The organism is Paenibacillus agilis (assembly GCF_007786455.1).
Classification (GTDB): Bacteria; Bacillota; Bacilli; order Paenibacillales; family Paenibacillaceae; genus Paenibacillus_B; species Paenibacillus_B agilis.
Map to the genome: position 1 here is coordinate 168,652 of NZ_VNJK01000002.1, position 26,605 is coordinate 195,256.

General features: G+C 45.3%; 23 protein-coding genes and 1 riboswitch. Of the genes, 1 reads left to right on the forward strand and 22 read right to left on the reverse strand.

Going from position 1 to position 26,605, the window contains the following annotated elements:
* Positions 1-3: 3 nt before the first annotated feature.
* Positions 4-87: riboswitch (ZMP/ZTP riboswitch) on the reverse strand.
* A 45-nt stretch (positions 88-132) separates the two neighbouring features.
* The 8 genes from FPZ44_RS17180 to FPZ44_RS17215 all read right to left on the reverse strand — a co-directional run bounded on the left by FPZ44_RS17180 (position 133) and on the right by FPZ44_RS17215 (position 9,261).
* Positions 133-723 carry a low molecular weight protein arginine phosphatase gene (locus FPZ44_RS17180; protein ID WP_144992080.1) on the reverse strand — a complete coding sequence of 197 codons (591 nt, stop codon included), beginning with the start codon at positions 721-723 and terminating at the stop codon, positions 133-135.
* A 61-nt stretch (positions 724-784) separates the two neighbouring features.
* Positions 785-1,342 carry a manganese efflux pump MntP gene (locus tag FPZ44_RS17185; RefSeq protein WP_144992720.1) on the reverse strand — a complete coding sequence of 186 codons (558 nt, stop codon included), beginning with the start codon at positions 1,340-1,342 and terminating at the stop codon, positions 785-787.
* 160 nt (positions 1,343-1,502) lie between these two features.
* On the reverse strand, positions 1,503-2,819 hold the full coding sequence (locus tag FPZ44_RS17190; RefSeq protein WP_144992082.1) for an L-threonylcarbamoyladenylate synthase: 1,317 nt from the start codon (positions 2,817-2,819) through the stop codon (positions 1,503-1,505).
* A gap of 495 nt (positions 2,820-3,314) precedes the next feature.
* Positions 3,315-4,124: a stage II sporulation protein R gene (gene spoIIR / locus FPZ44_RS17195; RefSeq protein ID WP_144992084.1), complete on the reverse strand. Its 810-nt coding sequence runs from the start codon at positions 4,122-4,124 to the stop codon at positions 3,315-3,317.
* Between the two features lie 878 nt (positions 4,125-5,002).
* The gene (prmC, locus tag FPZ44_RS17200; RefSeq protein WP_144992086.1) at positions 5,003-5,917 is read right to left on the reverse strand and encodes a peptide chain release factor N(5)-glutamine methyltransferase; all 915 of its coding nucleotides are present in this window, start codon (positions 5,915-5,917) and stop codon (positions 5,003-5,005) included.
* Positions 5,914-6,984, reverse strand: coding sequence for a peptide chain release factor 1 (gene prfA, locus FPZ44_RS17205; protein ID WP_144992088.1), 1,071 nt, complete (start codon positions 6,982-6,984; stop codon positions 5,914-5,916). The genes prmC and prfA overlap by 4 nt, the downstream gene beginning before the upstream one ends.
* An 80-nt stretch (positions 6,985-7,064) precedes the next feature.
* Positions 7,065-8,165, reverse strand: a complete 1,101-nt coding sequence (ychF, locus tag FPZ44_RS17210) for a redox-regulated ATPase YchF (RefSeq protein WP_144992090.1) — start codon at positions 8,163-8,165, stop codon at positions 7,065-7,067.
* Between the two features lie 355 nt (positions 8,166-8,520).
* Positions 8,521-9,261: a Calx-beta domain-containing protein gene (locus tag FPZ44_RS17215; protein ID WP_144992092.1), complete on the reverse strand. Its 741-nt coding sequence runs from the start codon at positions 9,259-9,261 to the stop codon at positions 8,521-8,523.
* 190 nt (positions 9,262-9,451) lie between these two features.
* Between FPZ44_RS17215 and FPZ44_RS26515 the strand changes: the two genes are divergently transcribed.
* Entirely contained in the window at positions 9,452-9,595 is a 144-nt protein-coding gene (locus tag FPZ44_RS26515) for a hypothetical protein (RefSeq protein WP_186786116.1), read from the forward strand.
* Between the two features lie 122 nt (positions 9,596-9,717).
* On the opposite strand, the gene FPZ44_RS17220 is transcribed toward FPZ44_RS26515, so the two are convergent.
* The 14 genes from FPZ44_RS17220 to FPZ44_RS17285 all read right to left on the reverse strand — a co-directional run bounded on the left by FPZ44_RS17220 (position 9,718) and on the right by FPZ44_RS17285 (position 26,375).
* On the reverse strand, positions 9,718-12,171 hold the full coding sequence (locus FPZ44_RS17220; protein ID WP_144992094.1) for a beta-ketoacyl-[acyl-carrier-protein] synthase family protein: 2,454 nt from the start codon (positions 12,169-12,171) through the stop codon (positions 9,718-9,720).
* Between the two features lie 9 nt (positions 12,172-12,180).
* Positions 12,181-13,305, reverse strand: a complete 1,125-nt coding sequence (locus tag FPZ44_RS17225; RefSeq protein ID WP_186786117.1) for an aminomethyl transferase family protein — start codon at positions 13,303-13,305, stop codon at positions 12,181-12,183.
* Positions 13,306-13,373: 68 nt separating this feature from the next.
* Positions 13,374-13,667, reverse strand: coding sequence for an acyl carrier protein (locus FPZ44_RS17230; protein WP_028593862.1), 294 nt, complete (start codon positions 13,665-13,667; stop codon positions 13,374-13,376).
* Positions 13,668-13,709: 42 nt separating this feature from the next.
* Positions 13,710-14,180 (reverse strand): acyl-CoA thioesterase, encoded by a 471-nt coding sequence (locus FPZ44_RS17235; RefSeq protein WP_144992098.1) that lies wholly within the window; start codon positions 14,178-14,180, stop codon positions 13,710-13,712.
* Positions 14,181-14,733: 553 nt separating this feature from the next.
* Complete coding sequence (gene fabZ, locus FPZ44_RS17240; RefSeq protein WP_144992100.1) at positions 14,734-15,258, reverse strand: 3-hydroxyacyl-ACP dehydratase FabZ; 525 nt, start codon at positions 15,256-15,258, stop codon at positions 14,734-14,736.
* 51 nt (positions 15,259-15,309) lie between these two features.
* Positions 15,310-16,062 (reverse strand): 3-oxoacyl-[acyl-carrier-protein] reductase, encoded by a 753-nt coding sequence (gene fabG, locus FPZ44_RS17245; protein ID WP_144992102.1) that lies wholly within the window; start codon positions 16,060-16,062, stop codon positions 15,310-15,312.
* Between the two features lie 2 nt (positions 16,063-16,064).
* On the reverse strand, positions 16,065-17,009 hold the full coding sequence (locus tag FPZ44_RS17250; protein WP_186786118.1) for an ACP S-malonyltransferase: 945 nt from the start codon (positions 17,007-17,009) through the stop codon (positions 16,065-16,067).
* Between the two features lie 604 nt (positions 17,010-17,613).
* Positions 17,614-18,555, reverse strand: a complete 942-nt coding sequence (locus tag FPZ44_RS17255; protein ID WP_144992106.1) for a hypothetical protein — start codon at positions 18,553-18,555, stop codon at positions 17,614-17,616.
* A 213-nt stretch (positions 18,556-18,768) separates the two neighbouring features.
* A complete protein-coding gene (locus FPZ44_RS17260; RefSeq protein ID WP_144992108.1) occupies positions 18,769-20,127 on the reverse strand; it encodes a sodium-dependent transporter in 1,359 nt (452 codons plus the stop codon).
* 229 nt (positions 20,128-20,356) lie between these two features.
* Positions 20,357-22,135: a methyl-accepting chemotaxis protein gene (locus FPZ44_RS17265; protein ID WP_144992110.1), complete on the reverse strand. Its 1,779-nt coding sequence runs from the start codon at positions 22,133-22,135 to the stop codon at positions 20,357-20,359.
* A gap of 233 nt (positions 22,136-22,368) precedes the next feature.
* Entirely contained in the window at positions 22,369-23,430 is a 1,062-nt protein-coding gene (gene fni, locus FPZ44_RS17270; protein ID WP_144992112.1) for a type 2 isopentenyl-diphosphate Delta-isomerase, read from the reverse strand.
* Positions 23,431-23,674: 244 nt separating this feature from the next.
* Positions 23,675-24,541 carry an L-serine ammonia-lyase, iron-sulfur-dependent, subunit alpha gene (gene sdaAA, locus FPZ44_RS17275; RefSeq protein ID WP_144992114.1) on the reverse strand — a complete coding sequence of 289 codons (867 nt, stop codon included), beginning with the start codon at positions 24,539-24,541 and terminating at the stop codon, positions 23,675-23,677.
* 29 nt (positions 24,542-24,570) lie between these two features.
* Positions 24,571-25,233: an L-serine ammonia-lyase, iron-sulfur-dependent subunit beta gene (sdaAB, locus tag FPZ44_RS17280; protein WP_144992116.1), complete on the reverse strand. Its 663-nt coding sequence runs from the start codon at positions 25,231-25,233 to the stop codon at positions 24,571-24,573.
* A gap of 263 nt (positions 25,234-25,496) precedes the next feature.
* Complete coding sequence (locus FPZ44_RS17285) at positions 25,497-26,375, reverse strand: ABC transporter ATP-binding protein (protein WP_144992118.1); 879 nt, start codon at positions 26,373-26,375, stop codon at positions 25,497-25,499.
* Positions 26,376-26,605 lie beyond the last annotated feature (230 nt).

The following is a 26,605-nucleotide window of genomic DNA, read 5'->3' on the forward strand; positions in this document are numbered from 1 at the left end:
TTGCTCTTCTGCCCAGGCGACCGGCCGTATTATTCGATGCTCCATCGTGGTATTTCTCCACTCTTGTCGCCAGTTACATCGAACCTCGCGTTTGATAATTGAATCATATCGCAAACCAATAACAAATTCAATTTATTTTTGGTCAAGCTTGTCCAAAACACGCTCTAATGCTGTTCGAATTTCATCCGCTGTCAATCGATACTGGTCTAGGTTTCCTCCGTATGGATCTTGGATGTCCAAACTAGGCATACGTGCTTGTAATTGATAGACTCTTGCAATTTCCAGTTCAGACGGCTGTTCTCCCATCGACAACTTCAGCTGCAATTCTGCCATCAGGGAATGCAGCTCCTGATGGATTTGTTCATTTTGATTGGACGTGTTGTTCTCTTCCACATATTCTTTCAGCGTAAATACTTTATCAGCTGCACCCTCGAATTGGTGGATCACATGCTGTTTGTGACTTGAGGTAAGAGTTAATATAATATCCGCCCAATCGACAGTGCCTTTCTCCAAAGAACGGGAGGCAAAAGATTCATTCGTCATATTCCGTTCATGCAATACCGTCTGTGCATGCCTAGACATCGGCATACCATCCATTGCTGCGACTCCAGCCGAACGTATTTCCACCGCGATCCCGCGTTGAGACGCCATATGACGCAGCAGGGATTCTGCCATCGGACTGCGGCATGTGTTGCCAGTGCATACAAATAAGATGCGTGTCATCGTTGTCCCTCCACGGTACATTTTCATGCGCCCAAGCGCTTTATATCTATTGTACCCGATTCTACGAAGGAATCAAAAAGAGGATGCCAAAAACGAGCAGGACTGCTCCTCCTATTGCCTCACCATACTCACCTATACGCTGGCCAACAAGTTGTCCCAGCTTTAGTCCCAATATAGCCATCATTCCACCAAATATCCCGAACAACGCGACGGTGAGCAATAAATTCCATTGGAACATACCAAGCGATACACCAACGGAAAAAGAATCAACGCTGACGCTTAGCGCAAATATTAATGTCCCCCACCATGTGCTTGTCTGGAATAAGCCCGCGGAATCACCTTTCAGCGTACTATATATCATATGTATGCCCAACAAGAGTAAGAGCGCTCCAGCTGCATAACTCGTAAGCTGCCCCAACACCGCGCTCATATAGGCACCAGTTAACAATCCCAGTAGTGGCATAGCTATATGAAAAAGAGCGATGCTACTGCTAATGCGTACCATATCAACCGCCCGCATCCCCTTCATCCCGATACCTAAACAGAGGGAAAACGCATCGCAACCGAGCGCTAACGCCATAATCAAGATTGTCATTAACTGGCCGAACGGAACAGCCATTATGTCTCCCAAGCACTTCCCCTCCTTGTCCGATATCTAATTCAGCCTATGCGGACAAGGAGGGAATCATGACAGAGGAGGCCAGCAATCTGCGGCGCTGGCCTCCTCTGTCTGGGTCGCCCTCGTTCCACTGGAACGAAAGGCGTATATGACGCGTACGTTATGGCACGCGGACGAGACGGTGTCCGGCGGCTTTTACAAGGCGGTTCATCACCGCTAAGCCGATTCCATCTGCTGGACATGTCTCGGCGGCAATGTACGTTGCGCCCGCTTCATCGAAGCGGCGGAGCGCATCGTACAGCAACTGAGCAGCCTGCTCGAGCTGCTGCAAGCTGCCCAGCTCCACGACGACGTCAGCGCGGTAGCGATCGGCATGCTCATGAAAGGTGAGCACGCCTGTCATTTCACCGCGCTGCTTCGCGTCGTCGAGGTCGGCTTGAATGTAGGCCGACACCGCTTGATCATTATCGCCCTGCACGAGATACATCGTGCCCTGCGGCGCATAATGTGCGTATTTCATACCAGGCGAGCGCGGAGCGGCCGCATCTGGCTTTGATGCAGACACCTGACCATCCTTCGCAGGTTCCACAACCAACTCACGTGGTGGCAGTTGCTCTATATCTGCACTATCTATGTTCACTGTATTGCTCTCAATGCTTACTGTTTCATTTTCAGCTGACGCAGACTCTGTCAGAATGTTATCTTGGCCAGAATGCTCATGGTTTGTAGCAACTTCAGCAGCCACTAATGTCGGGTCAACTGCACGATCAACCGTAACAGGTGCACCAAGCTCTGCTAACATATCCAACGTTACACCGCCTGGACGCAGTACATGGATACGATCACCGTCAAGTTCCACAACCGTAGACTCTACGCCAACACCCGTTGAACCACCGTCGACAACACCTGCAATTCGTCCCGCTAAGTCCGTCTCAACATGCTCAGCACGTGTTGGGCTTGGCCGACCTGATCGATTGGCACTTGGGGCCGCAATTGGTTTGCCTGACGCAGCAATAAGGCGAAGCGCAACCTCATGATCCGGCATGCGCACCGCTACTGTTGACAGACCTGCGGTCACTCGCGGAGAAACCGCTCCTGGTCGAGCAGGCAGAACCAATGTCAATGGACCTGGCCAGAAGTGTTCCATGAGACGACAAGCAAGCTCATTATACGGCAGTACGAGATTATCGAGCTGTTCTCGATGCGCAATATGCACAATAAGCGGATTATCAGAAGGTCTTCCTTTTGCTGCGAAAATGGACTCCACAGCTTCCGTAGATGTGGCGTCCGCACCTAAGCCGTACACTGTCTCTGTCGGAAAAGCCACCGTCTTCCCTTCCGCCAAACACAATGCCGCTTCCTGAATCCACTGCTCTTCCTCCGCTGGTTCTGCTCCTTGCAGGTGCCATACTTTTGTTTGCTCTTTCGGCAGCGATCCAAATCCACTGTATTGTGGATCCTTATTATTTACTGTCATGATGCCTATTGCCTCCTGTCACTGTACAACATTTAAATACTCTATTTATCAGCAGACACTGCCAAACTAATGTATTTTCACTGCTAATCGCTATATTCATCATCAAGAATAGCCAAACCGTAAGAAAGAAGATGCCGGGTTCAGCGGCATCTTCCTGTCGATTCTCTCGGATCTTTTTCTAAATATAAATCGGTATCAATTACTGTAGTGGTTCTTGCTTAGAACGTACTTAGAGCGTACTTAGAACTTACTTAAAACAAGACATCCTTCTATACAAAACAGTCTCCGCGGTACTCTGCGATCGGCACCTTCGCTTGTCGACTGTATATCTCATTTCGACCTGATATGAACCTCAACTAGATATTAATTATAATGAAATGATAGCCGTGAAACAATGATAATCAATTCCTTAGTACACTTAGCAACCGGGTAAACCAAATTCATTCTCCTGATAAACTCTTGTCGCTGCATCCCTAATACATATCACATCAGATTTTAAAATAAGGACTGAACTACGTTGCTCACCCATTCAAAAATTGATACAAGAACATCCCATAAGAAAAAACGCACTTCCCGTTCCGCTGTTCCAGCTTCAGCTCCTGCAGTTGCAGGCACTTCCGACTTCGTTGACGACGTTCCTGATTCTATCGTATCTGCCGCTCCAGCTACTTCCGCCTTACCAGTTTCAGCTGCAACAGCTGTTCCTTGTGTACCATCTACAAAACATAATGGCGGAAATAATACACACCACCAGTTCTGACCTTCACCGCTGCCTAATGTAATCCGTAAAGCTTCATAGTTACCGGCTGGATAAGCTTGACCACCGTACAACTTCGCCGGGAACGGAACAACCTTCAACTCCGCCTTTACTCCGTAAGCATATCCCGCTTCTGCAACCACTTCATCTGCAATATTTTGAATTTGTTCGAGATGTGATTCAATCCAATTTTTTGCCTCTTCACGGGAACGCGGCGTGCTGCCTTCTTCTAGCCAACCATTCATCGCTTCGACAACAGCATCCCGCACCTGTCTCTTTACAGCCTGATCTGCCTCTTCATCTGAATGAGCTAGTATGCGAAGTCGGATAGCATCTTCAGGAATAGCTTCTTGAGCTTCTTCGGCTTTTGAGCTTCTCGCTACCGTTCCCATCAATTGATTGTCAGAACTACTTTTTTCCGTTCCTTGTGCTCCTTGCTCCATTGCAGAATTAGCTTGTACGGTCGTTCCATTTCCATCCCAACTCATCACGATACCAACAGCCAAAGCTGTCAGCATCAGCATGTTCAGCCAAGTGCGACGTTTCATAACGGTTATGCTCCTTGTGAGGTTGGGCGCGCCTCTTAGCCATCATTATGTCCCCAACCTCTCAACGCTAAACCTATGAAACTATTAAAAATATATTCTACTCCAGTACTCTCCAACTCTAACATTTATACTTCTTAGCAAAGCAAGGCTATCATATATGATGATCCTCTACTCAACATGCCGGAATTTACTGAACTATATTTACTGAACTTCACTGTGCAGTACGTTACAGTACATTACTGTACATACTTTACGTCACTCTAATGTACGTCAATCACTCTCATTTCCTCACCCTAAACACCGTCTCTTCCTTACGCACAAATCGATAGATTTGTCCTAGCAAAAGTGGACATGTATTTTTAAAAAGACTTATATTCTCTTAGCAAGAAAAACGACTCTGAGTATACCATATATTGAGATTATTCCAATTCGCTCCCTACATGTTGATCCCATGAAGACAACAGCTCTATTTTTTCCAGTGTCCACTTTTGCAAAGACATTTCCACCACTTTTCTCCTGTACACATACACTTCCCATAAAATTAAAACTTGAGCTTAAGATCAAAAGTTTCATTTCATAAGTGCTAACTTTATAAGCTCATAAATTCATATAAAATATTTGAATACTTGTTCATTCAAGCAAAAGGATTTGGCATGTCTTCTTTATTTAAGAAGTAAATGCTAAATCAATGTAATATCCTCCAGATCCACCTCCACGAAAATAATGCACTCCCCAAAAGATAATGTAACGACATCCATCCACAAAAATAAAAAATAGGCGAGCATCGCCCGCCTATCTAAGCACTTAAAATCCCTTAACTCATGCGGTATTATCGCAGTAAGTATGTTGAGCATTATTATTCTTTTAGCTAAAGATCGCTAATCCAGAATACCTAACACATGCCGCTCTATCCCTGCCAGATCATTAACGATACGGATATGCGGGTAACCAGCTTCGCGCACGAGTGCAGCCACATCCTGCGCCTGACCACGACCAAGTTCAAAGGCAACTATGCGCGGCAAGGATGCTAATCGGGGCAGCATAGCCATCATGCGACGATACGGTTCCAGACCATCCTCGCCGCCGAACAAAGCGGTGTGCGGCTCATAGTCACGCACCTCGCGCATCAATCCCGCTCTATCCTCATCAGGGATATACGGAGGATTAGATACGAGCACATCCAGCTCAATACCTTCAAGAGGCAGTAACAGATCACCTTCCAGCCACTCCAAGCGCTCTACTACGCCCAACTGCTGCGCATTGGAACGTGCCACTCTCAAGGCTGCGGCCGATATATCAACCGCCCTGACATGCCAAGAAGAGCGCTCTGATGCTAATGCACAAGCAATAGCACCACTGCCTGTGCCTACATCAGCAGCACGGATGGAAGCCGTTCGTCCCCATAGACGTTCCGCCTCTTCCAGTACGGCCTCTACGAGCAATTCCGTTTCAGGACGAGGAATCAGGACGTCCGGCGTCACTCGAAAGCTTAGTCCATAGAAATATGCCTCACCAATAATGTACTGAGTCGGCTCTCCACGACCTCGGCGTTGAATCATCTCACGGTAGGATTCATGGCTCGCAGCAGGGAATTCATCTTGCATCCGCATTAAGTACGTAACGCGCTCCCAAGTGAGCGCATGTCGCAGCAGCAGCTCCGCATGGTGTCCAGCATCCTCAACACCAGAAGCAGATAAATAAGAAGAAGCCTGAACCCAGGCTTCTCTTATCGTAAGTGGAGGAATAAGAGAGAACGGCTGTAACGGTCCGTCAATCAGGTTCCGCTCACTCATTGATTCTCTCTCTCCATAATTTCAGCTTGCTCTGTCACAGTCAGCGCTTGAACAATCTCTTCCATATCGCCATTCATGACTGTCTCAAGCTTGTGCAAAGTAAGACCGATACGGTGATCGGTTACGCGGCTTTGCGGGAAGTTGTACGTACGGATACGCTCACTGCGATCACCTGTACCAACTTTGCTCTTACGCTCACCCGCGTACTTCGCTTCTTCTTCTTGACGCTTAATATCGTAGATACGTGCGCGTAGAACTTGAAGCGCCTTGTCTTTATTCTCGTGCTGTGACTTACCGTCCTGACACTGTGCTACAATGCCCGTTGGAACGTGTGTTACACGTACCGCAGACTTCGTTGTATTAACAGACTGACCGCCTGCACCAGAGGAGCAGAACGTATCAACACGAATATCTTTATCGTGAATCTCGATCTCGAAATCATCAATTTCAGGCATTACTGCCACTGTAGAAGTCGATGTATGAATACGTCCGCCAGATTCTGTTACTGGAATACGTTGTACACGGTGTGCACCGCTCTCGTATTTCATTTTGCTGTAGGCACCTTTACCCGTAATCATAAAGATAACCTCTTTGAAGCCGCCCAAGCCGTTCACGTTCGCTTCCATAAGCTCTGTACGCCAGCCTTGAGAATCTGCAAAACGTGTATACATGCGATAAAGGTCAGCCGCGAACAACGCCGCTTCGTCACCGCCTGCTGCACCACGAATCTCAACGATTACGTTCTTATCATCATTCGGGTCCTTCGGTAAGAGCAAGATGAAAATGCGTTCTTCCAGCTCTTTTTGACGAGCTGAAAGCTCCTCAATTTCCATTTTTACCATTTCGCGCATTTCATCATCGAGCTTCTCTTGCATCATCGCCTTAGCCGCTTCTAATTCCGTCATAACGGACTTGTATTCCGTATATGCTTCATAGGTTGGCTGAAGATCAGATTGCTCCTTTGAATATTCGCGAAGTTTCTTAGAATCATTAGCTACATCTGGGTCACAAAGTAGCTCGCTTAGCTTATCATAACGATCAGCCAACGATTGCAAACGATCTAACATGAAACGTTCACCCTCTCCTCAATTATTGTGTACATATCGACATCATCTATTTGTACTAAGCCGTCTAAGACAACTATTTATTAAACGTTGAAGCGGAAGTGCATAACATCGCCATCTTGAACCACATACTCTTTACCTTCAAGACGCAATTTGCCTTGCTCCTTCACCACATTCATAGAACCGCCAGCAACCAAGTCATCATAAGATACAACTTCCGCACGGATAAAGCCGCGCTCGAAGTCAGTGTGAATAACACCAGCCGCTTGAGGTGCTTTCATACCTTTACGAATTGTCCAAGCACGAACTTCCTGTACACCAGCAGTGAAGTACGTGTACAAGTTCAACAAGCGATAAGCTGCTTTAATAAGACGGTTCAATCCGGACTCTTCCAAGCCAAGCTCTTCAAGGAACATGTCACGATCTTCGCCTTCCAGCTCAGCAATCTCTGCTTCTACCTTCGCACTGATCGGCACAACTTCTGCGTTTTCTGCCGCTGCAAACTCACGAACTTTTGCAACATATTTATTGTCTTCCGCAGAGGCCACTTCATCTTCACTTACGTTCGCCGCATACAATACAGGCTTAATCGTCAACAAATGAAGCTCACGAATAGCAATCTTCTCATCGTCAGTTAGCTCGATACCGCGAACAGGCGTATCGTTGTAGAGAGCTTCCTTCACTTTTTCCAACACTTCTACTTCGAACGCAATTTTCTTATCTCCGCTCTTCAAGTTCTTCTTAGAGCGATCAAGACGCTTCTCTACAGACTCCAAGTCAGCAAGAATAAGCTCAAGGTTAATCGTTTGAATATCGCTGATCGGATCAACTTTACCATCAACGTGTGTAATGTTCTCGTCTTCGAAGCAACGAACAACGTGAACAATCGCATCAACCTCGCGAATATGTGCCAAGAACTTGTTGCCCAAACCTTCACCTTTGCTCGCACCACGTACGATACCAGCGATATCAACGAATTCAAAAGCAGTTGGAACCGTACGGTTAGGTGTAACAAGCTCTGTTAATTTCACCAAGCGCTCATCTGGAACTTCTACAACCCCTACATTCGGATCAATCGTACAGAACGGGTAGTTTGCAGATTCTGCCCCCGCTTGTGTGATCGCATTAAACAGTGTTGATTTACCTACGTTCGGAAGTCCGACAATACCTGCCTTAAGTGCCATATCAAATATCTCTCCTTCTCATCATCTCATGTATCCAATCAATCCGTGCACACTTATGCCAGCAAGAAAGACATAAGCTCACTAGAACAACATGTTTCCTTAACAACGTATCCAGACGTGTCTTATCACGCCCTGCAAAAATTCCTTAACCATTATAACCAACAACGCAAAAAAAACCTAGTCATCGACTAGATTTTTTCCGTATTATCCACATATTCTGCTAAATAAGGAAGGCCGTGTGCCATTTTTAAAAACGACCATGCTTACTAACAGCTTATTTCTCGTTTTTATATCGTTTTTTTATAGCTTCGAAACAGCCTTTCGCCATCAACAAACAGCTTCTATCTATTTACAATTAATCATTATCCGTTATAAATAAAATCATGGAACGTCGGAAGCCTAATACTTCGTTATCCCCTTGCAGCAGTGCTGTAAAGTTCTCTTTCTTTTCCGGCTGATTATCTTCGACAAGCGGCAGTTCATATACTTTGCTAGTCTCACCATCTTTAAAAGTAACAGTGAAGATCGTATCTACAAAATCTTTTCCTGCTTTCGCAGAACCACTGCAGAAGCATATTGTCGCTTCAATAGTTCCTTTTTTCCCGCCAACTCGCTCTACAGCAATTTTAATAGTGTCTCCCTCAACAGCAGACGTATTCGGCTTGCTGAACTGAATTTTGCCGCGTGGTTCCGTCTCTCCACAAGCTTTCCGATCTGTAACCGCAGTTGTCAAAGTCTTGCTGTAATTCTCATCTTTAATGGTAAGTGTTACTTGATCGTCTCGCTTTTCACTTTTCACCGAAAATACATCATTCGACTTACCCGGCTGAAGAACTTCAAAGCCACTATCCTCAAAACCAGGCATACCCTTTGTGAACCAATTTACTTTAACAACAGAAGTACCATGATTTGATACACGCCATTTGTCAAAGCCTTTGTTGTCCGAACATACATAAACAGCTTTCACATTCGCTTGCTCAGGAGCTTTATTTGCATAAGCCTGAGACGGTGCAACGACCCCCATAAATAACAGCACAAGTACAAATAAGGAAACTAATAATCGCTTGTTGACATCATAGTAAATAGAACTAGACATCGCACTACTCCTCCTCACCTTATCAGTTTAGATACAATATGTAACGAGACTATAGTACGATACCAATCGTATCATTGTCAATGAAAACGAATAGTTTTTTTATCCTAGTTGCATCTTACTACTGCGACAATATGCGACCATAGAAACGCAACTAACGAACTATACAAAATGTATCGAAAGGATGACATGAATGGAAAACAAGACGCACCAAGGCAATTATAAGGGTACGACCAAAATGCATGCCAAAAATCAAGATATGGCATTCGTCAATGATACGTTGGAGCAAGCGAAAACAGCGGTTCCCTTTCAGCAAAAGCCAAAGAAGACGGATTAGCTTCATACTCTAATCTCGAAATGGTCACCTTTAACCCGCAACGATCAGTACGTTTATTAAACGTATAACGAAAAAACCTCGAACGTCTGCCTAACACGTTCGAGGTACCTATATATTCGTATTTATTCGTACCTACCTACAATCAATGAATTGTAGCTGCCGCCGTAGGCAAATGAGCTAATCATAGCGTGACGAACTGTCACTTCATGTCTCTCGCTTGTAACAAAATCCACATCGACGCCCTGCAATGGCTCATTCAAATGGAGCGTAGCAGGTATACGACCGGTTTGCATTGCATTTAAAGCTGTCCATAAACCGATAGCTCCTGCCGTACTATGTGTTTCACCAAAGTAAGACTTAGGTGCACTCACAGGAACCGTGCCGCCAAATACACGATTCAGAGCATGAGCCTCCGCATAGTCAAAAATGCGGTGTCCACAGGCTGCCGCTGCCACGTAGTCAATGTCCGAAGCAGACAATCCCGCATTATGAACGGCAGCGCGGAAGCTATCCGTCCATTCTGTACCCCGTGGATTGATACCGCCTAGCAGGCGAGTATCTGATGTCATGCCAAAGCCCTTCAATTCTGCCCTCACATTTGCTTTACGCTCTAGAGCTGCTTCTTCACTCTCAATAACGTAACAGAAACTGCCGCTGCCTAACACAGCTCCATCTCGATGTTTATCAAATGGACGAATGGCGCTTTTGCTCAAATAACCTGAAACACGCTGATATCCTGCCAATAACGGTTCATTAAACTCATCCGATGAAACAACAAGTACCGTCTTGCATTGACCAAGCTGGATCATGGCGTTCGCATAGTAAAGCGCATTGATAAATGAAGTACCGCCTGCCGCAATGGTAGATGTGGGCCCTTTAATATTGAAGTTCAACCCGATATGACCTGCAGGAGCATTCGTAACTGTGTTCGGGAACAGCTTGGCATTTGCCGCTTTAATACCATCATTTATGATGGCGCGATTAAAGGCATCGACCGTCTCAATGGGTCCTGTCCCTGTCGCAAATATAACGCCTATTTGCTCCTGATTCGCGCGATTAACAACAATCCCTGCATCCAGCAATGCCATTTTTACAGCCGCTACAGCTTGCTTACTAATCGTATCCATTTTACGCAGCAGACTTGGATTGATCATCTTCGCATAGGCAAGTTCAGGGACTTGTCCAGCCTCATGAAGCTGATAAGGGCTTGAATCGAACAACCGAATAGGGCTAACTCCACTTTCTCCACGGACTACAAGGTCCGCCATTTGCTCAAGGTTAGCTGCATTTCCGGCTAATCCGCCAACCCCTGTGATAAGTACCCGTTTGCGTGCAGTTGGTAAGCTTTCCACCGACTGATTATTAGACTTCCCGAGCAAAATGGTTGCATTATTTCCACCAAATGCAAACGAGTTGGAGAGCGCCACCTGTACATCTATTTCACGGCCCTCATTCGGAATAAAGTCCAAATCAAACTTCTGATCTGCGGAGTTAAAATTGATCGTAGGCGGTATATAACCATCTTTTATGGCCAATGCCGATACAATCGATTCAGCCGCTCCAGCAGCCCCAAGCATATGCCCTACCATCGACTTGGTTGACGATATGGGAACGCGCTGTTCCTGAATGAGAGAACGCATGGCTTTCGGTTCTGAAGAATCATTTGCAGGTGTCCCTGTACCATGTCCGTTAATATAACTAATATCCTCTACCGTAACACCAGAACGTCTAAGCGCACCTTTCATCGAACGCAGCGCACCGGCCCCACCCGGTTCAGGCGCTGTTTGATGATAGGCATCAGCAGAAAGATCGTAGCTGAGTACCTCGGCAATAATCGTAGCGCCGCGCTGCAAAGCTACATCCATACGCTCTAATACGAGAATGGCTCCACCCTCACCTAAGTTCAAGCCTGCACTTGTACTATAAGGCGCGCAGGCTCCAGCACTCAGTGCCTGCAAGCTATTGAAACCGCTGTAGGACAGACGAGCTAATGGATCTACGCCGCCAGTAAGCATAATATCCGCCGCTCCCATACGAATCATGTCTGCCGCATAACCTATCGAATTTGTACCAGCCGCGCAGGCGTTGGCAATTACACTTCGTGGTCCCTTCAATCCGAGATCATGAGCAATATTATCGCAAGGCGCATGCATCGGATATTTCATAAGTAAATGCTCTTCTGCATGCTCTAGCCCTTGGCGAATCCATTGTTCATGAAACTCTTCCCCGCTCCTCAATCCACCTAAACATGTGCCAAGTACGATACCGAGTCGATAAGGATCAAAGCTTGCTATATCAAGCCCTGCTCTTTGAACAGCTTCACGTGCTGCAATGACTGCGAATTGGCCTGAACGATCTAGATGCTGAAGCTCCTCCTCAGAGAAATAGTCTTCAGGACGAAAACCATCAACCTCGCCGCCTAGCTTAGCATCAAGCTCTGCCGTATCGATCGTCGTGACGAGCCGTATCCCGCTCTGACCAGCTGTCACATTGCGCCAGAACTGATCAATATTTTGTCCATTTGCACAGATGATGCCGACACCAGTTATCGCAATCTGAACCTGATCGTTTGCCATAGGATCACCTCATATCATCTTTATGGACCATGATTTAGGAAGCACATAAGGGGAAGATACCGTATTTAGCACAATAGACTCTCCCGCTTCATTGATACCCTCTAACTCAATTCCAGATACGGCACATGCATCATCCAACAAAGCCAAACCAAGCTTTTTCTCAAGTGTAGGACTATAGGCGAGTTGAACGATATGGCCTACCTTATTACTGGACAACATAACAGCGTTCCCGATTTCAAGAGTTAAAGTATTGTCCGCTGTAAAACCAATGAGATGCTGCTTGTTCTCCTGTTGTAGCTGCTCCTGTAAAGCAGAATAACCTACATACGCTTCCTTATGATAACTTACAAACCATTGCACAGCCGCTTCATATACCGTCAATCCGTTACCTTCAACCTGAGCACGAGGCTGACGTACTTCTAACATGGCAATCTCAAGCGCTTCGAGACCAACAGGCTCTATCTTAATCTCTAGCTCTCCCTCTTCTTCTTCCCATGCTTTCAATTGCTCCCACGTAGAAATCGCTTGATGATGCGGAACGATGATCTTATATCCATATTCACCTGTGAACCCACTACGGATAAATACGATCGGTTCATCCTCCAGATCGATTTCTACAAATGCTTGATAGGGAACCGAGGAAATATCAAATGGAACAATGGTTTGCGCAAGTTTCCACGCATAAGGTCCCTCGAATCCGATCATCGTTTTTGTAGCGTTCCAATTCTCAATTTCAACGCCGTCGCTTTTACGTTCAGCAAGCCAGGCTCCCACTTTATCCCGTTTTGCGGCAGATGTCTCAATAAGAATGGCCTGTTCCAAACGATACACACTTACCATATCGATGATCTGCCCATCTTCGTCCAGCATGAGACTAGTCAATGTTTTTTCTATATCAAGGAAATCAATATCCTTTGTTAGCAAAGAACTGACAAACTCAACGAAATCTTCCCCACTAATCACATAAAGACCTGATGCGGACAAATCAATTAGGCCAACATGATTACGCAAAGCATGATATTCATGTTCTGCGCCTTGGAAGGAGGCAATTACACCGTATCCTGATTCATCACGAAGTACCCCGTGCTCAGATAAACTTTTCGTTAATTCGGACATGTTCAATACATTTATCATGTGATCACCCGATTTCATCATAGTATGAGCGTTAATCTGTTACCGTTGGAAGACTGCGTAATTCTCTATTAAGAAGCAGCTTTCGTATTAGATACAATATAGTCAGCCACTTTATTTACAGATCCAAAAACCGCCATGTTATCATCAAAAATCGTTACACCAAATTCATCTTCAATCGCTACTAACAGCTCTAGAGCGTCGATAGAATCCAGACCAAGACCGCGCCCAAAAATGGGTTGGTCATCCGTAATAAATGCCGGGTCAATATCCATATCAAGTCGCTGTACGATAATTTCTTTAATTTTACTTGTCAGTGCCATTCTCTCTGCTGCCTGTGCAAAGCCAGCCTCATACGTATTCATCTATGCATTCCTCCCTAGGCTATATACACATATTTAATCCATTCACTGCTTCTGCCACAACGTGCCGTTATGATACTGCTCAATTCGTTCTCTCATTGTTCCTGGCAGCTGATAGATCGTCTGACCCTCTGTATTCATCAATGTGTGAACAGAACGTCCTTCTGCCAGCAGCTCACGACCATATTTACGGAAAATACGATATTCAAATTCAAGCAGCGCCTTCTCCGGTGTCTTTAATATCGTTTCGATAATGACCGTTTGACCGAATCTAGCAGATGCTTTGTAAGAACATTGGATATCAATGACGGGAAAAACAAAGTTGTTTTTGTTAACAAACGCTTTTCCCCCGATTACACGGATAATTTCAACGCGCCCCAACTCAAACCAAACTAAATACGTACAATGATGCGCTACTCCCATGAGATCGCATTCAATGTAACGGACAGGAACTTCCATCGTTACCGGCTTATAAATAGGAATTCCTCCTTCGTGGAATGAACGATATGAATGCAAACCTGCACGAAAATAGATACAGTTAAATAGAACGGTAAAGTCAAGTACAGGAGTAACCGCTTACAATTCGCTCAATTCATATATTGTGGTGTGACTTCATAAACGTAAACCGTAAAAGATATAGGACTGAAAAATAGAAATGAAATGAATAATCTCGGAATATCAGCTATTAAAAGTGTGGACTTGCTTATAGAACGATGTATTAGCGATGATGTATGTAGACATGAAGTAGGTTGGACTAGCATGAGTATTAATCGTGTGCACCATTACATGTTGAAAAGATTAGGAACAATTCCCCCTCCAATCAAATTACAATTGATGACAACATCGGTCATTCAACCCTTTTTTCTGATTAAATAGTCGCATTTTCGACATTTCTTTTATATTCGCTTCTTTCTTGTTTTTTCCTTCTCCTTTCAAAAAAATTTTAACGTTTCAACTTCATAGAATGTGGTGATTAATACTTAGCATGTTTCCCCTTAAATATATATAGCGAGCAACCTTGGTCACTTTAAGCGGCTAAGGTTGTTTGTCTATACACCCTATGTGCCTATTAAGCTTGATCTGCACGGTGAGAAACATTCAAGCTGCCTTCAGCTACAATTTGCTTATCTACCATAGCGGATACCTTTACTTGATATAGTGCGCCTAACGATCTACCCACTTGAACTTTTAACAGCAACTGATCGCCTGGCACAACTGGCTTCATAAATTTGAAATCTCTTATTGATGCTAAATAGCCCACTTTAGAAGAAATATCTTCGCCTTCTCCAGCCATCAACTTCAGAATACTTTCGCGGCTAACAGCTGATTCGCTATCACCTTGCTGTATTTCATATAAAGCTCCTGTTATGTGTACGAGTGCCGTCATTTGGGCCAATGCTTCTACGATAAGAACCCCCGGCATAATCGATTCTTTCGGGAAATGCCCTTCAAAGAATGGCTCGCTTACCGTAACGTTTTTAATTCCAACACCACTCATGCCAGGTTTCAATTCGACTATACGGTCAAGCAGTAGAAATGGCCAGCGATGTGGTAGAAGCAAGCGAATATCATCAGCATTTAGTATCGTCTTCAATTGTGAATCCCCCTTTATATGTATAACAAACATGGTTGGTGGTTACTTAGCCTATCCATTCACCATTCCGCCATCTACTGTATACACTTTGCCCGTAATGTAGGAAGCTCGGCTTGAGGCTAAAAATGAGACCAAATGTGCTACTTCTTCTGGACGCCCTATACGTTTGAGCGGAATATGCTCGATGTACTTTGACAATACTTGCTTGTCCATTTTTTTTGTCATATCTGTCTCGATAAACCCAGGTGCTACAACATTCGCTCGAATCTGGTACGCCGCGGCTTCGGCAGCCAAGCTCTTTGTGAACGCTATCATACCACCCTTTGAAGCAGCATAATTGGTTTGTCCCGGTGTGCCTGTAATGCCGCTAGTCGATGCCACATTTATAATAGAGCCCGACTTATGCTTCATCATCACTTTGAGTGCCTCACGTGCGCACAGGAACGTTCCCTTCAAGTTTACTTGCAGCACGTCATCCCACTTCGCCTCGCTCATTACCGCCAAAAACCCATCTTGCGTAATGCCCGCGTTATTCACTAAAATATCAAGTCTGCCATACTCTGTCTTCACTAATTGAAAAAGTCGTTTGATATCCTGTTCATAGGCAACATTGACTTGTACTGCCTTAGCACAGCCTCCAGCCTCCTTTATGTCAGCCTCAATGTTTAATGCTGCCTTTTCATTACTCGAATAAGTGAAAATAACCGTTACCCCTTGGTTAGCCAAATCTTGAACAATCGCTTTGCCGATCCCTTTCGATCCACCGGTAACAACCGCAATCTGTCCTTGCTCAAACCATGCCATCCCTATGCCCCCTCTTTAAACTTCCGCATTAGTTGCAATACTTTCTCTAGCTCCATAGGAGAGTTCGTAGATTGCCCTTTCCAATGGCTCCCGAATGAGCGCATCATCCCCGTGAGCGTATTTCCAGCGCCTACTTCGATGACATGTTGGACTTCATATTGACCTATAGCTTCTATTGTCTGGCTCCAAGCTACTGGTTGCGTGCATTGTGCTCGAATATCCTCCATAACATCAGCAACTGCTGTCGTTACTTTTGCCGATTTATTGAGCACGACAGGAATTTGAGCATCGTAAAAGGATAAACCTTCAGCATAGGCCATTAATGGCTCTTCCATCTCAAACATAAGTCGAGAATGGAACGCATGCGATACGGCCAAAGGCTTCGTTTTTATCCCTTGTATCGCTTGCAACTGCTCCAACAGCATAGGAACGACATGATTCGCGCCCGATACTACGATTTGGCTTGGTGTATTCTTTCCAGCAATATCAAGATCCATTTCCTTGACTAATGCTGTCACCTGTGACATCTGCTCTGGTTGTGATACTACAACAGCAGCCATCGTTCCAGGCGTCTGTACAGCAGCCATGAATTCACCACGCTTGCGTACCAGTTTCACTGCATCAGCAAATGATAGAACACCAGCGGCTACTAAAGCCGAAAATTGACCTACACTATGACCAGCTACAATATCAGGACACAGACCTTCTCGAACAAGCACCCGCAAAATACCGCTACTAACTGTCACAATGGCTGGCTGCGCAAATTCAGTCTTCATCAGATCACGTTCAGGACCTGCATAACAAAGCTGCCTTATATCAAAGCCGAGCGCATCACCAGCTTCTTCAAAAATAGATTCAAAGTCATTACCAAATCTTCTAGCATAGTTTTTACCCATTCCTACGATTTGAGATCCCTGACCAGGGAACAAGAAAGCCACTTTTCCCATAGCGCCCCTCCATACATGCATTTAGAAATAGGCGTCTGCTTCCTACCTTTCAGCAGCGCTTATGTATTGCTTTAAAGGTATACCGAATGAAAGCATAAAGAAATAAACCTGGCTAATGAAAGAAAACTAGCTGTTTTTACCTAAATATCGAAATGCTTGGTTAACTCGCGGGAAATAATACGTTATTGTTTGTGCGTAGAACTCGATTAATCGATATTCATTCTTTTTAAAAATGAGGTAATTGCGGCTCCCTCTAAACAAGTGAGATACGTTTAAATCTTGCGGATTGTAAATCGGTATGATAAGTTGCTTTCTTAACTTAGTTTTCGCCTCCTTTATTGCGTTATAAATAACATAGTTGAGGATTCGACAATATTTGTATTCGTCATCTTCCTTTTTTATCCTCCTGTCGAATCAAAAAATATTTGAAAATGATTATTTTATCCTATTGACAATAAATTCTATGTTTCGTCAAACGAAGACATGTTTCAACATCAATATAAGCGGTTACTCCTATATTGAACGACATTCTCCCTTTTTTTATACAAGAACGCAAACAACCCCAGCTGCTAATTAGCGGCTGGGGTTGTTTGTGTTCTTTAAGTTATTTTACTGGTTCAGGTAGTACAACAATTACATAAGCACTACTTTGTGCAGGAAGGGAGAATGTAGTTGCAAGAGAATGATAAGCAGCTACCTTCGTGCCTTTCTTGATCTCTTCCGGCTTTACTGGTGTGCCGACAATGTTAATAATGGAAGTATCCTCGTTAAGATGAAGGATCATATCGTTCTCCATTTTTTTGTCGCCCGCTGTATCAATATAGATGCTCTTTGCATCTTTGCTCATATCTTTTCCTACAACGCCTTCTACGTGGCTTGTTTCACCCAAGACAACAATCTTTTGAGCTGGGCTAATTGGCGGCAAGCTTGCTGTCATCATCGGACCGTAGTGAGCCTCAATGCGCTGACCAGCTTTCAGATCGGACTGCTTAAGCGCTTTACCGTTTTTATCTGTGATAACCGTCTCTTCAGACATGTTCAGTACGATTTTGCTATCGCCAACCATGACGACACGGTCTTTTCCTGTAGAATCAATGATACCTGTAGATACCATTGCTTTAACCTCCGGACGCTCAACTACGAACTTCTCCGCGTTACCTTTAGCTGGCAAGCTCTTCGTAATCGCTGGGTTATAATAAGCTGTTACCGTCCATTCTTGCTGCAAAGCTTCCAACAAATCAGCAGGATTACCATGCTGATCAACAACTGGCACGCTGTTAGTTACATTCAGGATGATTGTATCCTGATCTATTGGGCGTAGCCCTTCGCCTTTAACGAAAACTTGGCTGCCTTTCTTTGTATGTACAATCTGCTCCAATAATCCTTTTGTACCTGCTTGCTCAGCTGCTTCTTGCTTGTTTTCGATAACCTTTGCAGTAGGAACTGGTCCTGTTGCATTTACGCTGCTAAGAGCGGATGCTGACAATGGTAGTGCTAAAAGTGTAACGGCTGTTGTAGTTAGGAGAAGTTTATTCCATGCTTTCATAACTAGTACCTCCTCAAAGTTGTGTTGTTCTTTTGTGTTCATGCTTCAGACGGGCTATATATGTCGAAGGTTGCACATACACACATTTATTATGATTGGAAATTTTTTCTTATCCCCTTTTTTATACACAAAAAAAGCAAACCTTCTTATAAAATGAAGGTTTGCTCGTTTCTTTCCATACTTGCTTTTCAATTCTTAATGTCAAACTGTTTTTTAAATGATCCCCGCATATTTGAGGAAGATAAGCACAATTAGAATTGGGGCAATATAGCGCATGGAGAACAACCAAGCCTTAAGCCACCATCCTTTCATACCTGTTTCTTCCCCCGCACCCTTCCAGACGAATCCGACTAGAATGGTCACGAACAAGCCACCTAACGGAAGCATAATATTGGATGTCACGAAATCCAACCAATCAAACAAGTTGCGACCTGCGAACGTCACATCTGACAGTGCGCCACCTGCTGCTAATGTTACAGGTAATGCCAGCACATACATGGCAATCATAACAAATACAGTCGCCTTCGTACGGCCATGACCATATTTACGCATCAAGTACGCGACAGGCACCTCAATCAACGCTAAACAAGACGTAATCGCTGCGATGGCCAGCAAAATAAAGAATAAACCGCCAAACAGATTGCCAAATGGCATCGCTGCAAAGGCAGCTGGCAGTGCTACGAACACGAGTCCTGGACCTGAGTTCGGTGCGATCCCGAATGTGAAAGTCGTCGGGAAGATGATGAGACCTGCAATTAGCGCATACGCCAAATCTCCAGCCCCAACCGCAAGTGTTGCCGCTGATAACGACTGGTGTTTCTCCACATAAGCTCCGTACGTAAGCATCGCGCCCATCCCTAGAGAAAGCGAGAAGAACGCTAGCCCTAATGCCTCCAGGGCAGAAGTGAACGTAAGCTGTGAAAAATCAGGATATAAGAAGTAACGAATACCTTCCGCTGCTCCATCCAACGTCAACGTACGCACGAGCATAATAACGAGAATGATGAGCAAGCCCGGAATCACAATTTTATTAAACTTCTCAATACCACTAGATATCCCTTTTGCGATGACAATACCCGTTATGATAAAGATAGCAATTTGCCACCAAATAGGAGCAGTACTTGCTGTGAATGTATCGTAAACTGCTTGATAATCTGTACTTTCAAATAAAGCTCCGCTTATCGACTGTACCGCATAATGCAGTGTCCAGCCCGCGATTGTACTGTAAAACGTCATTACGAGGAATGCAGCCACAACGGAAACAAAGCCGAGTGCTCCCCACCACTTCTTGCCTGACAACTTAGAAAAAGATATAACGGCGTCGCCACGACCTGCACGACCAACTGCCAACTCTCCCATTAATACGGGCAAGCCAACGATCAACAAGCAGGCAATGAACAATAGGAAGAAGGCACCTCCGCCATTCTGTCCTGTTACATACGTAAATTTCCACATATTACCCAAACCTACAGAACTTCCGATTGCCGCCAAAATAAAGCCTGCGGAACTGAAACGTTCTGTTGTGCCAGCCTTCTTGTCTACAGTAGAAGGACTTTCTTGCTTGTTTGACATGCTGTTGATGGACACCCTCTCTACTCAAATCCGATTGTAATCTGGTCTTAGGACCGATAAGTATAAAGATCATTGTAATCACAACAAACCGCTAATAGCTAAAGGTAAATGTTACCGGTATCAAAAACATATGTAGACAGTACCTATTTGCGATTATTCTCTATCCCTTACTGTTCCCATATCGCCCTTTACTACTCTTGCCTGCACGTACTTCTTCTTACTTTTATAACTATTTCTTACTGCCAATTTTGGCTTCTAAACGGAACTTGTTCACTTGCTCGTCGAGCCCAAATGCCATTTCATACAACTCGTCTAAAATAGTTGAAATTCGACTCATATGATCCAACTGTGTTGTCGTCATCGTTGTGACAAGCTGAACTTCTCCCGCTGCATTCTCAGACAAGGCAGCCATTTCCGAGCTGGCTGCTGTTATCTCCTCTGTGCAAGCACTCATCTCTTGCACGGACGCCGATACAGACTCTGTTTGCTCTACCACTTGGTTTATCTGCTGATGAAGCTCACTGAACATAACACCCGCTGCTGATACGGTCTCTTGACCTGCTTGCGTTTGACTGGATACTTCAGACATCGCATCTGCCATATAGCCCGTATTACGCTGAATTGCCTCAACCATCTTGCTTATTCGTTTCAATGACTCTCCAGATTGATCTGCAAGCTGGCGAACTTCATCCGCGACAACACTAAATCCTCTACCGTGTTCACCAGCACGAGCCGCTTCAATGGTAGCGTTAATCGCTAACAAGGATGTCTGTGAACTTATTTGTTCAATAACCGTAATGACATGAACGATTGCTTTCGAATGCTGCTGCAGCTCCTGTACCGTATTCCCAGCGCCTTGTACAGCTTGATGAATCCGATCCATTTCATGAACGGCTTGCTCCATCTTCACTGCGCCACGCGCTGCATGCTGGCCTGCATGCTGTGTAATATCAGCAACTTCAGTCGTAGCATGAACAATATGCTGAATGCTGTTTGCCATATCTTCCATCGCGCGCAGTGTCTCCCCAGCAGAAGACTGTTGACGCTTTGCACTTTCGTCTGTACGCTGCATCGCTGCTGCCGTCTGTTGAGCACCTTGCTGAGACTGTACTGCAAATTCAGCAACAACAGATACGTTATCCATCAGTACACTGGTACTCTTTTGAATGAGCTCCACAAGCTGTCTCAAACCCTGAATCATTTCGTTGTAGCTCACCGACAGACGACCTAACTCATCAGTTCCGATATCTTTACTCGTTGCACTCAAGTCGCCGCTTGCTGCTCTGGCCATCAAATGCTGGAGCGCATCAATCGGTTTACGGATCGCCTTACTTGTTGCTACGCCCATCCATATACAAGCAATAGCCATAGCGATCATAATGACAACATTTAACGTTCGACTTTGAATTGCATCCGACTTATTATCCAAATAAATTTGCTCCGCCGCTTTTAGGCTACTTTCCTCAATAAGCAGCATGTCAGCGAACACTTTTTTCTCAATCGGCCTTATTTCTGCTTCGATATCTGGCTTAAACTGTTCCAACTTGCCATCAGCAATATAGCCTTTCATCTCTGCAGCCAAATATTCCAGCTTAAATAAATGTGTCTCGATCGCCTCCAAATACTTTGCTGCCTGCTGCCCATGGCTGCTCTTATTGATTTCCTGCAGCGGCTGGCGAACCTCCATAACGAAGCGCATATAATCATTGACATGTCCCGTTGCCTCATCCATCGTTTCACTTTCAATCGTACGTTCCAAGTACAACTCGGACTGTTTGAAGGCAAGCATCATTTTCTCTGCGCGAATGACATTTTGCATATGTTCGTTGTACATTTGATCCATGCTGTCGATGAGTGTCCTCGAATGCAGGTTGGATACCGTTCCGGCTATCATAAATCCAACCGTAATTATAGTTACAAGAATAATGAATCGCTGTTTAATAGACATTCTCTTTTTTTGAAAAACGCCTTGCATTGAACGAGTAATTGTTGCTACCTTCTGTTTCATGCTGTCAGCCCCCTGATGTATAGATTCAGCCGATTTGCGTACACATCCCGACGATACGGCTATGCAACTACAGTAAGTGAATCTATATGTACCTATAATTAGATGTATATGTAGTTAAATACTCATATAAAATTCAACATATAATAGCCCTAATCTCAAAAAGCCGATGCAGCAGCTATCCACTGTCATCGGCTTGTTAGAACAAAGCAAATCTGAACTTACTTATGTTCTCGTTATATTTTTTTCAAAAGTCGCTTCGTGTGGCGCAGTTCCTCAATTGTACGTGCTCCAATTCCGAACATCGTAACTCGAAGTTCGAACTCTATTTGAGCCAACACATCATCAATCGCTTCGTCCGAATCAACAGCTGCTTGCAACAGCGAACGCCCGAAGCCCGCTGCATCGGCACCCAAAGCAATAGCCTTAGCTGCTTCAACCCCGTTATGCATCCCGCCGCTCGCTACAATCTTAATCTCCGGTAACGCTTCGCGCACTTGAATGACACTATCAGCGGTCGCAATGCCCCAGTCCGCAAAGACATCAGCAGCTCTGCGCTTCATTGCATCGTTGGAGCGGTACTTTTCTACCTGAATCCATGAAGTACCGCCTGCACCCGCGACGTCAATAAATTCGACACCCGTATTAGCAAGCTGCACCGCTGTATCAGAAGCGATTCCCCAGCCCACTTCTTTCACACCTACTGGGACAGAAAGATTACGACATATATGTTCGATCTTGACCAACAATCCGCTAAAATCAATATCTCCTTCAGGCTGGAACACTTCTTGCAAAGCATTCAAGTGGAGAATCAACGCGTCAGCCTCAACAATCTCTACCGCTCTTTGGCATTCCTCAATACCCATGCCGGCATTAAGCTGCACCGCACCAATATTAGCAAAGATAGGGATGGTAGGTGCAACGTCACGCAATCGGAAGGTCGAAGCCACTTCTGGATTCTCTACCGCCGCACGTACAGATCCTACCCCCATTGCCCACCCGCGTGCCTCAGCCGCTTCAGCCAGTCGGCGATTAATGCTGCCTGTCCCATAGCTCCCGCCTGTCATCGAGCTAATTAGTAACGGGGTCGCGACTCGCTTGCTGAACCATGACGTAGACAGATCAATGTCATCAAAGTTTATCTCCGGCAATGCCTGGTGAAGAAAGCGATACTGCTCCAGACCTGTTAATACACCGACACTGTTTACTGCTTCATCCAAGCAAATGCGGACATGCTCTGCTTTCCGCTGCTCGGTTGCACCGTGCGTAGGCGCAGCCTGACTATTCCATTCTGACATCAGTTACGACCTCCTCAGCAGCACGCTGCTCCATGCGAAGCCTCAGCATATAATTATATGTTAGGCTTGTCTATATATTCCTTATGCGAGTGCATATCCAAAGGAAAATTGGAATGCACATATATGTTTGTATAATTACATTTAGACTCTCAAATATTTATTATACCTTATATGTTCAGCTGTTTAACATAGTAATATTCCATCGCCAGCCTATTACCTCAACATGGACAGAATACCTACTCTGCTACTGCATGATCTGCTTCTTCAGTTTTTCACCTGTCGGTGTTGCTGCAAGACCGCCTTGCGCGGTTTCTTTCAAAGCGACCGGCATCGTTTGACCTATACGGTACATTGCATCGATAACCTCATCACATGGAATAACGCTCTCAATACCTGCAAGCGCCATATCTGCTGCCATCATCGCCACAGCCGCACCCATTGCATTACGCTTTACACAAGGTACCTCAACCAATCCTGCGACTGGATCACAGACCAGCCCCAACAAGTTCTTAAGGGCGATTGCCATCCCCTGTGCGGATTGCTTCGGTGTTCCACCTGCTAGAGCTACAATGGAAGCTGCCGCCATACCGGAGGCCGTGCCCACTTCTGCCTGACAGCCGCCTGCTGCACCGCTAATAGATGCATTATTCGCTGCCACAAGGCCAAATGCTCCAGATGTGAACAAGTAATCTATCATCTCATCACGGCTTGGATTCAGCTTTTCACGCAAAGCAAACAACGTACCCGGCACAACGCCTGCGGAACCCGCCGTTGGTGTTGCACAAATCATACCCATTGCGGCATTGACTTCATTTGTTGCGATTGCCTTGCAAACAGCATCAAGCAGTGTATCTCCGCTTAAGCCTCGCCCGCTGTTCATATATGCTTTCAGCTTTACTGCATCTCCGCCAGTCAAGCCAGAATGCGACTTCACACCAGCCAACCCGCGTTCCACTGCTTGCTCCATCACATCGAGATTGCGGCCCATCTGGGCGCGAATCTCTTCCCTCGTTCTATCGGTAGCCTTCATCTCCAGCTCAATCATAATTTCTGCGATCGAACAGGAGTGCTCCTCCGTTAATGCAATTAGCTCCGCTACATTGCGAAACATAGTGTACCCCCTCAACTAGTTAGCCAAAATTAATCTTCCATTCGAAGCACACGAATAACGCCCGCCAGTTGGTTTATCTCATCTAACAACGGCTGCTTCATTCGTTCATCGGTTTCTATAATCATCAAAGCACGCTCGCCTTTTTCCTTACGCGATACTTTCATATTTCCGATATTTACTTGCTCTCTACTTAACAACTGAGTAACTGCAGCTACGACTCCAAATCGATCCTCATTCACGATTAAAATAGCAGGACACGTGCCAGACAGCTGAAGCGGAAATCCGTTCAGCTCACAAATTTCAACTTTGCCGCCACCGATTGAGATCCCGACGATCTCCATATTATCGCGCTCATCTTGCATGCGGATACGAGCCGTGTTCGGATGATCGGGCACAGCTTCCTCTGTCGTAATGGTAACTGCCATGCCCGCTTCCTCTGCATAGCGCGGTGCTTCTGGCAATCTGACATCATCTGGCTCATAATCTAACAACCCGCCGATCAATGCCACATCTGTTGCGTGACCTTTATATGTCTCTGCAAACGATCCGTACAACGAGATGTGCACCGACTGCGGCTGACGCCCAAAAATACTGCGAGCAAGCCTGCCAATCTTAGCAGCTCCCGCAGTATGCGAACTTGACGGCCCTACCATAATGGGCCCGATTATATCAAAGACGCTGCGATATTTCATAAAGCGCACCTCCGTCTTCTATTCAATATGATTTCTCTATCCACTGTGTGCGTAAAATGCACGAACAACCCTAATTGTACGCGACAACGATACATTCTCCAACTTCAATTTTTTAAATCTAATTTGAAAATGTTGACATGGATAAATTTGATTCAAAAACACTCCGCACTGTATTTTTGTAAAACAACAAAAAGCCCGCCCCTTCTCACCTGTAATGTGAGAGGAGGGCGGGCTATGTATTCCCATCTATAACATTGCTGCGGTTATTTCGCTGCCACTGCCAAAGCAGAATAATCAGTAGCAACGGCACGCAGCAAATCAGCGTTTTGCTTGAACGAGAGTGCATCTTTGATGCAATTGCGTCCTTTCCCATGAGGCACGCACATTGGGGTGCCAAAGATCGGATCACAGCAGATCATGCAATCCATCTGGAATACATCCTTCACGAGCTGTGGGGATAGTATTTCTTCTGGTGCGCCTTCTGCATAGATGCCTTTATTTTGCACAGCAACGATATAATCTGCGTAGCGGCAAGCCAAATTCAAGTCATGCAGTACCATGACGACCGTACGGCCTTCTTCACGGTTCAAATCATACAGCAAATCAAGAATCTCAATCTGATGGCTGAGATCCAAATAGGTTGTAGGCTCATCCAACAGGATGATATCCGTATTTTGAGCCAATGTTAGCGCAATCCACGCACGCTGACGTTGGCCGCCTGATAGCGCATCTACTGGACGGTGCTTCAGTTCTTCCATCCCTGTTACCTTCAAAGCATGATTAACGCAGCGCTCATCTTCTTCTGACCACTGCTTCAGCCAACTCTGATAAGGATATCTGCCCTGCTTCACCAGCTGTTGTACCGTCAATCCTTCTGGAGCGACAGGCCCCTGAGGCAAAATAGCGAGCTTGCGTGCAACTTCCTTCGTAGAAGAAGTATGAATATCATGCCCATTCAAGAGGACAGAGCCTTCGTTCGGCTTGAGCAAACGAGCGAGTGAGCGCAGCAGCGTTGACTTGCCGCATCCATTGCTGCCGATTAGTACTGTAATCTTCCCCTGCGGGATATTTAAAGACAACTGATCCACAATGACCGTGTCATCATAGGCTAATGTTATCGATTCAGTCTGCAATCCTGCCATGACGGCCCTCCTCAACGTATGGGCCCAGCTCGAATTCCAACCCCATACCTAAATTGATAAACTGCAAGCGTTAAAAATAATGATAATCGTTCTCATCTTTTCTCTATGATGACATATGCCCATTAGATAGTCAATCGTTTCCATGGCACAATATAGGTTGAATTTTTTCGGCTATCGGTAACAAAAAAAGGTTCCAGCATGCTCCACCTACAAAGAACATGCCAAAAACC

Coding starts and splice junctions, on each gene's coding strand:
- spoIIR (WP_144992084.1), bottom strand. CDS start 4,124: ATGAAACGTCGCACTTGGCTGAACATGCTGATGCTGACAGCTTTGGCT.
- FPZ44_RS17230 (WP_028593862.1), bottom strand. CDS start 13,667: ATGAATACGTATGAGGCTGGCTTTGCACAGGCAGCAGAGAGAATGGCA.
- FPZ44_RS17265 (WP_144992110.1), bottom strand. CDS start 22,135: ATGAAACAGAAGGTAGCAACAATTACTCGTTCAATGCAAGGCGTTTTT.
- prfA (WP_144992088.1), bottom strand. CDS start 6,984: ATGTTAGATCGTTTGCAATCGTTGGCTGATCGTTATGATAAGCTAAGC.
- FPZ44_RS17225 (WP_186786117.1), bottom strand. CDS start 13,305: ATGATAAATGTATTGAACATGTCCGAATTAACGAAAAGTTTATCTGAG.
- FPZ44_RS26515 (WP_186786116.1), top strand. CDS start 9,452: ATGGAAAACAAGACGCACCAAGGCAATTATAAGGGTACGACCAAAATG.
- FPZ44_RS17220 (WP_144992094.1), bottom strand. CDS start 12,171: ATGGCAAACGATCAGGTTCAGATTGCGATAACTGGTGTCGGCATCATC.
- FPZ44_RS17185 (WP_144992720.1), bottom strand. CDS start 1,342: ATGGCTGTTCCGTTCGGCCAGTTAATGACAATCTTGATTATGGCGTTA.
- FPZ44_RS17260 (WP_144992108.1), bottom strand. CDS start 20,127: ATGTCAAACAAGCAAGAAAGTCCTTCTACTGTAGACAAGAAGGCTGGC.
- FPZ44_RS17190 (WP_144992082.1), bottom strand. CDS start 2,819: ATGACAGTAAATAATAAGGATCCACAATACAGTGGATTTGGATCGCTG.
- fni (WP_144992112.1), bottom strand. CDS start 23,430: ATGTCAGAATGGAATAGTCAGGCTGCGCCTACGCACGGTGCAACCGAG.
- FPZ44_RS17250 (WP_186786118.1), bottom strand. CDS start 17,009: ATGGGAAAAGTGGCTTTCTTGTTCCCTGGTCAGGGATCTCAAATCGTA.
- FPZ44_RS17255 (WP_144992106.1), bottom strand. CDS start 18,555: ATGAAAGCATGGAATAAACTTCTCCTAACTACAACAGCCGTTACACTT.
- prmC (WP_144992086.1), bottom strand. CDS start 5,917: ATGAGTGAGCGGAACCTGATTGACGGACCGTTACAGCCGTTCTCTCTT.
- FPZ44_RS17215 (WP_144992092.1), bottom strand. CDS start 9,261: ATGTCTAGTTCTATTTACTATGATGTCAACAAGCGATTATTAGTTTCC.
- sdaAB (WP_144992116.1), bottom strand. CDS start 25,233: ATGAAATATCGCAGCGTCTTTGATATAATCGGGCCCATTATGGTAGGG.
- sdaAA (WP_144992114.1), bottom strand. CDS start 24,541: ATGTTTCGCAATGTAGCGGAGCTAATTGCATTAACGGAGGAGCACTCC.
- fabG (WP_144992102.1), bottom strand. CDS start 16,062: ATGGCATGGTTTGAGCAAGGACAGATTGCGGTTGTTACCGGTGGATCG.
- FPZ44_RS17285 (WP_144992118.1), bottom strand. CDS start 26,375: ATGGCAGGATTGCAGACTGAATCGATAACATTAGCCTATGATGACACG.
- ychF (WP_144992090.1), bottom strand. CDS start 8,165: ATGGCACTTAAGGCAGGTATTGTCGGACTTCCGAACGTAGGTAAATCA.
- FPZ44_RS17180 (WP_144992080.1), bottom strand. CDS start 723: ATGACACGCATCTTATTTGTATGCACTGGCAACACATGCCGCAGTCCG.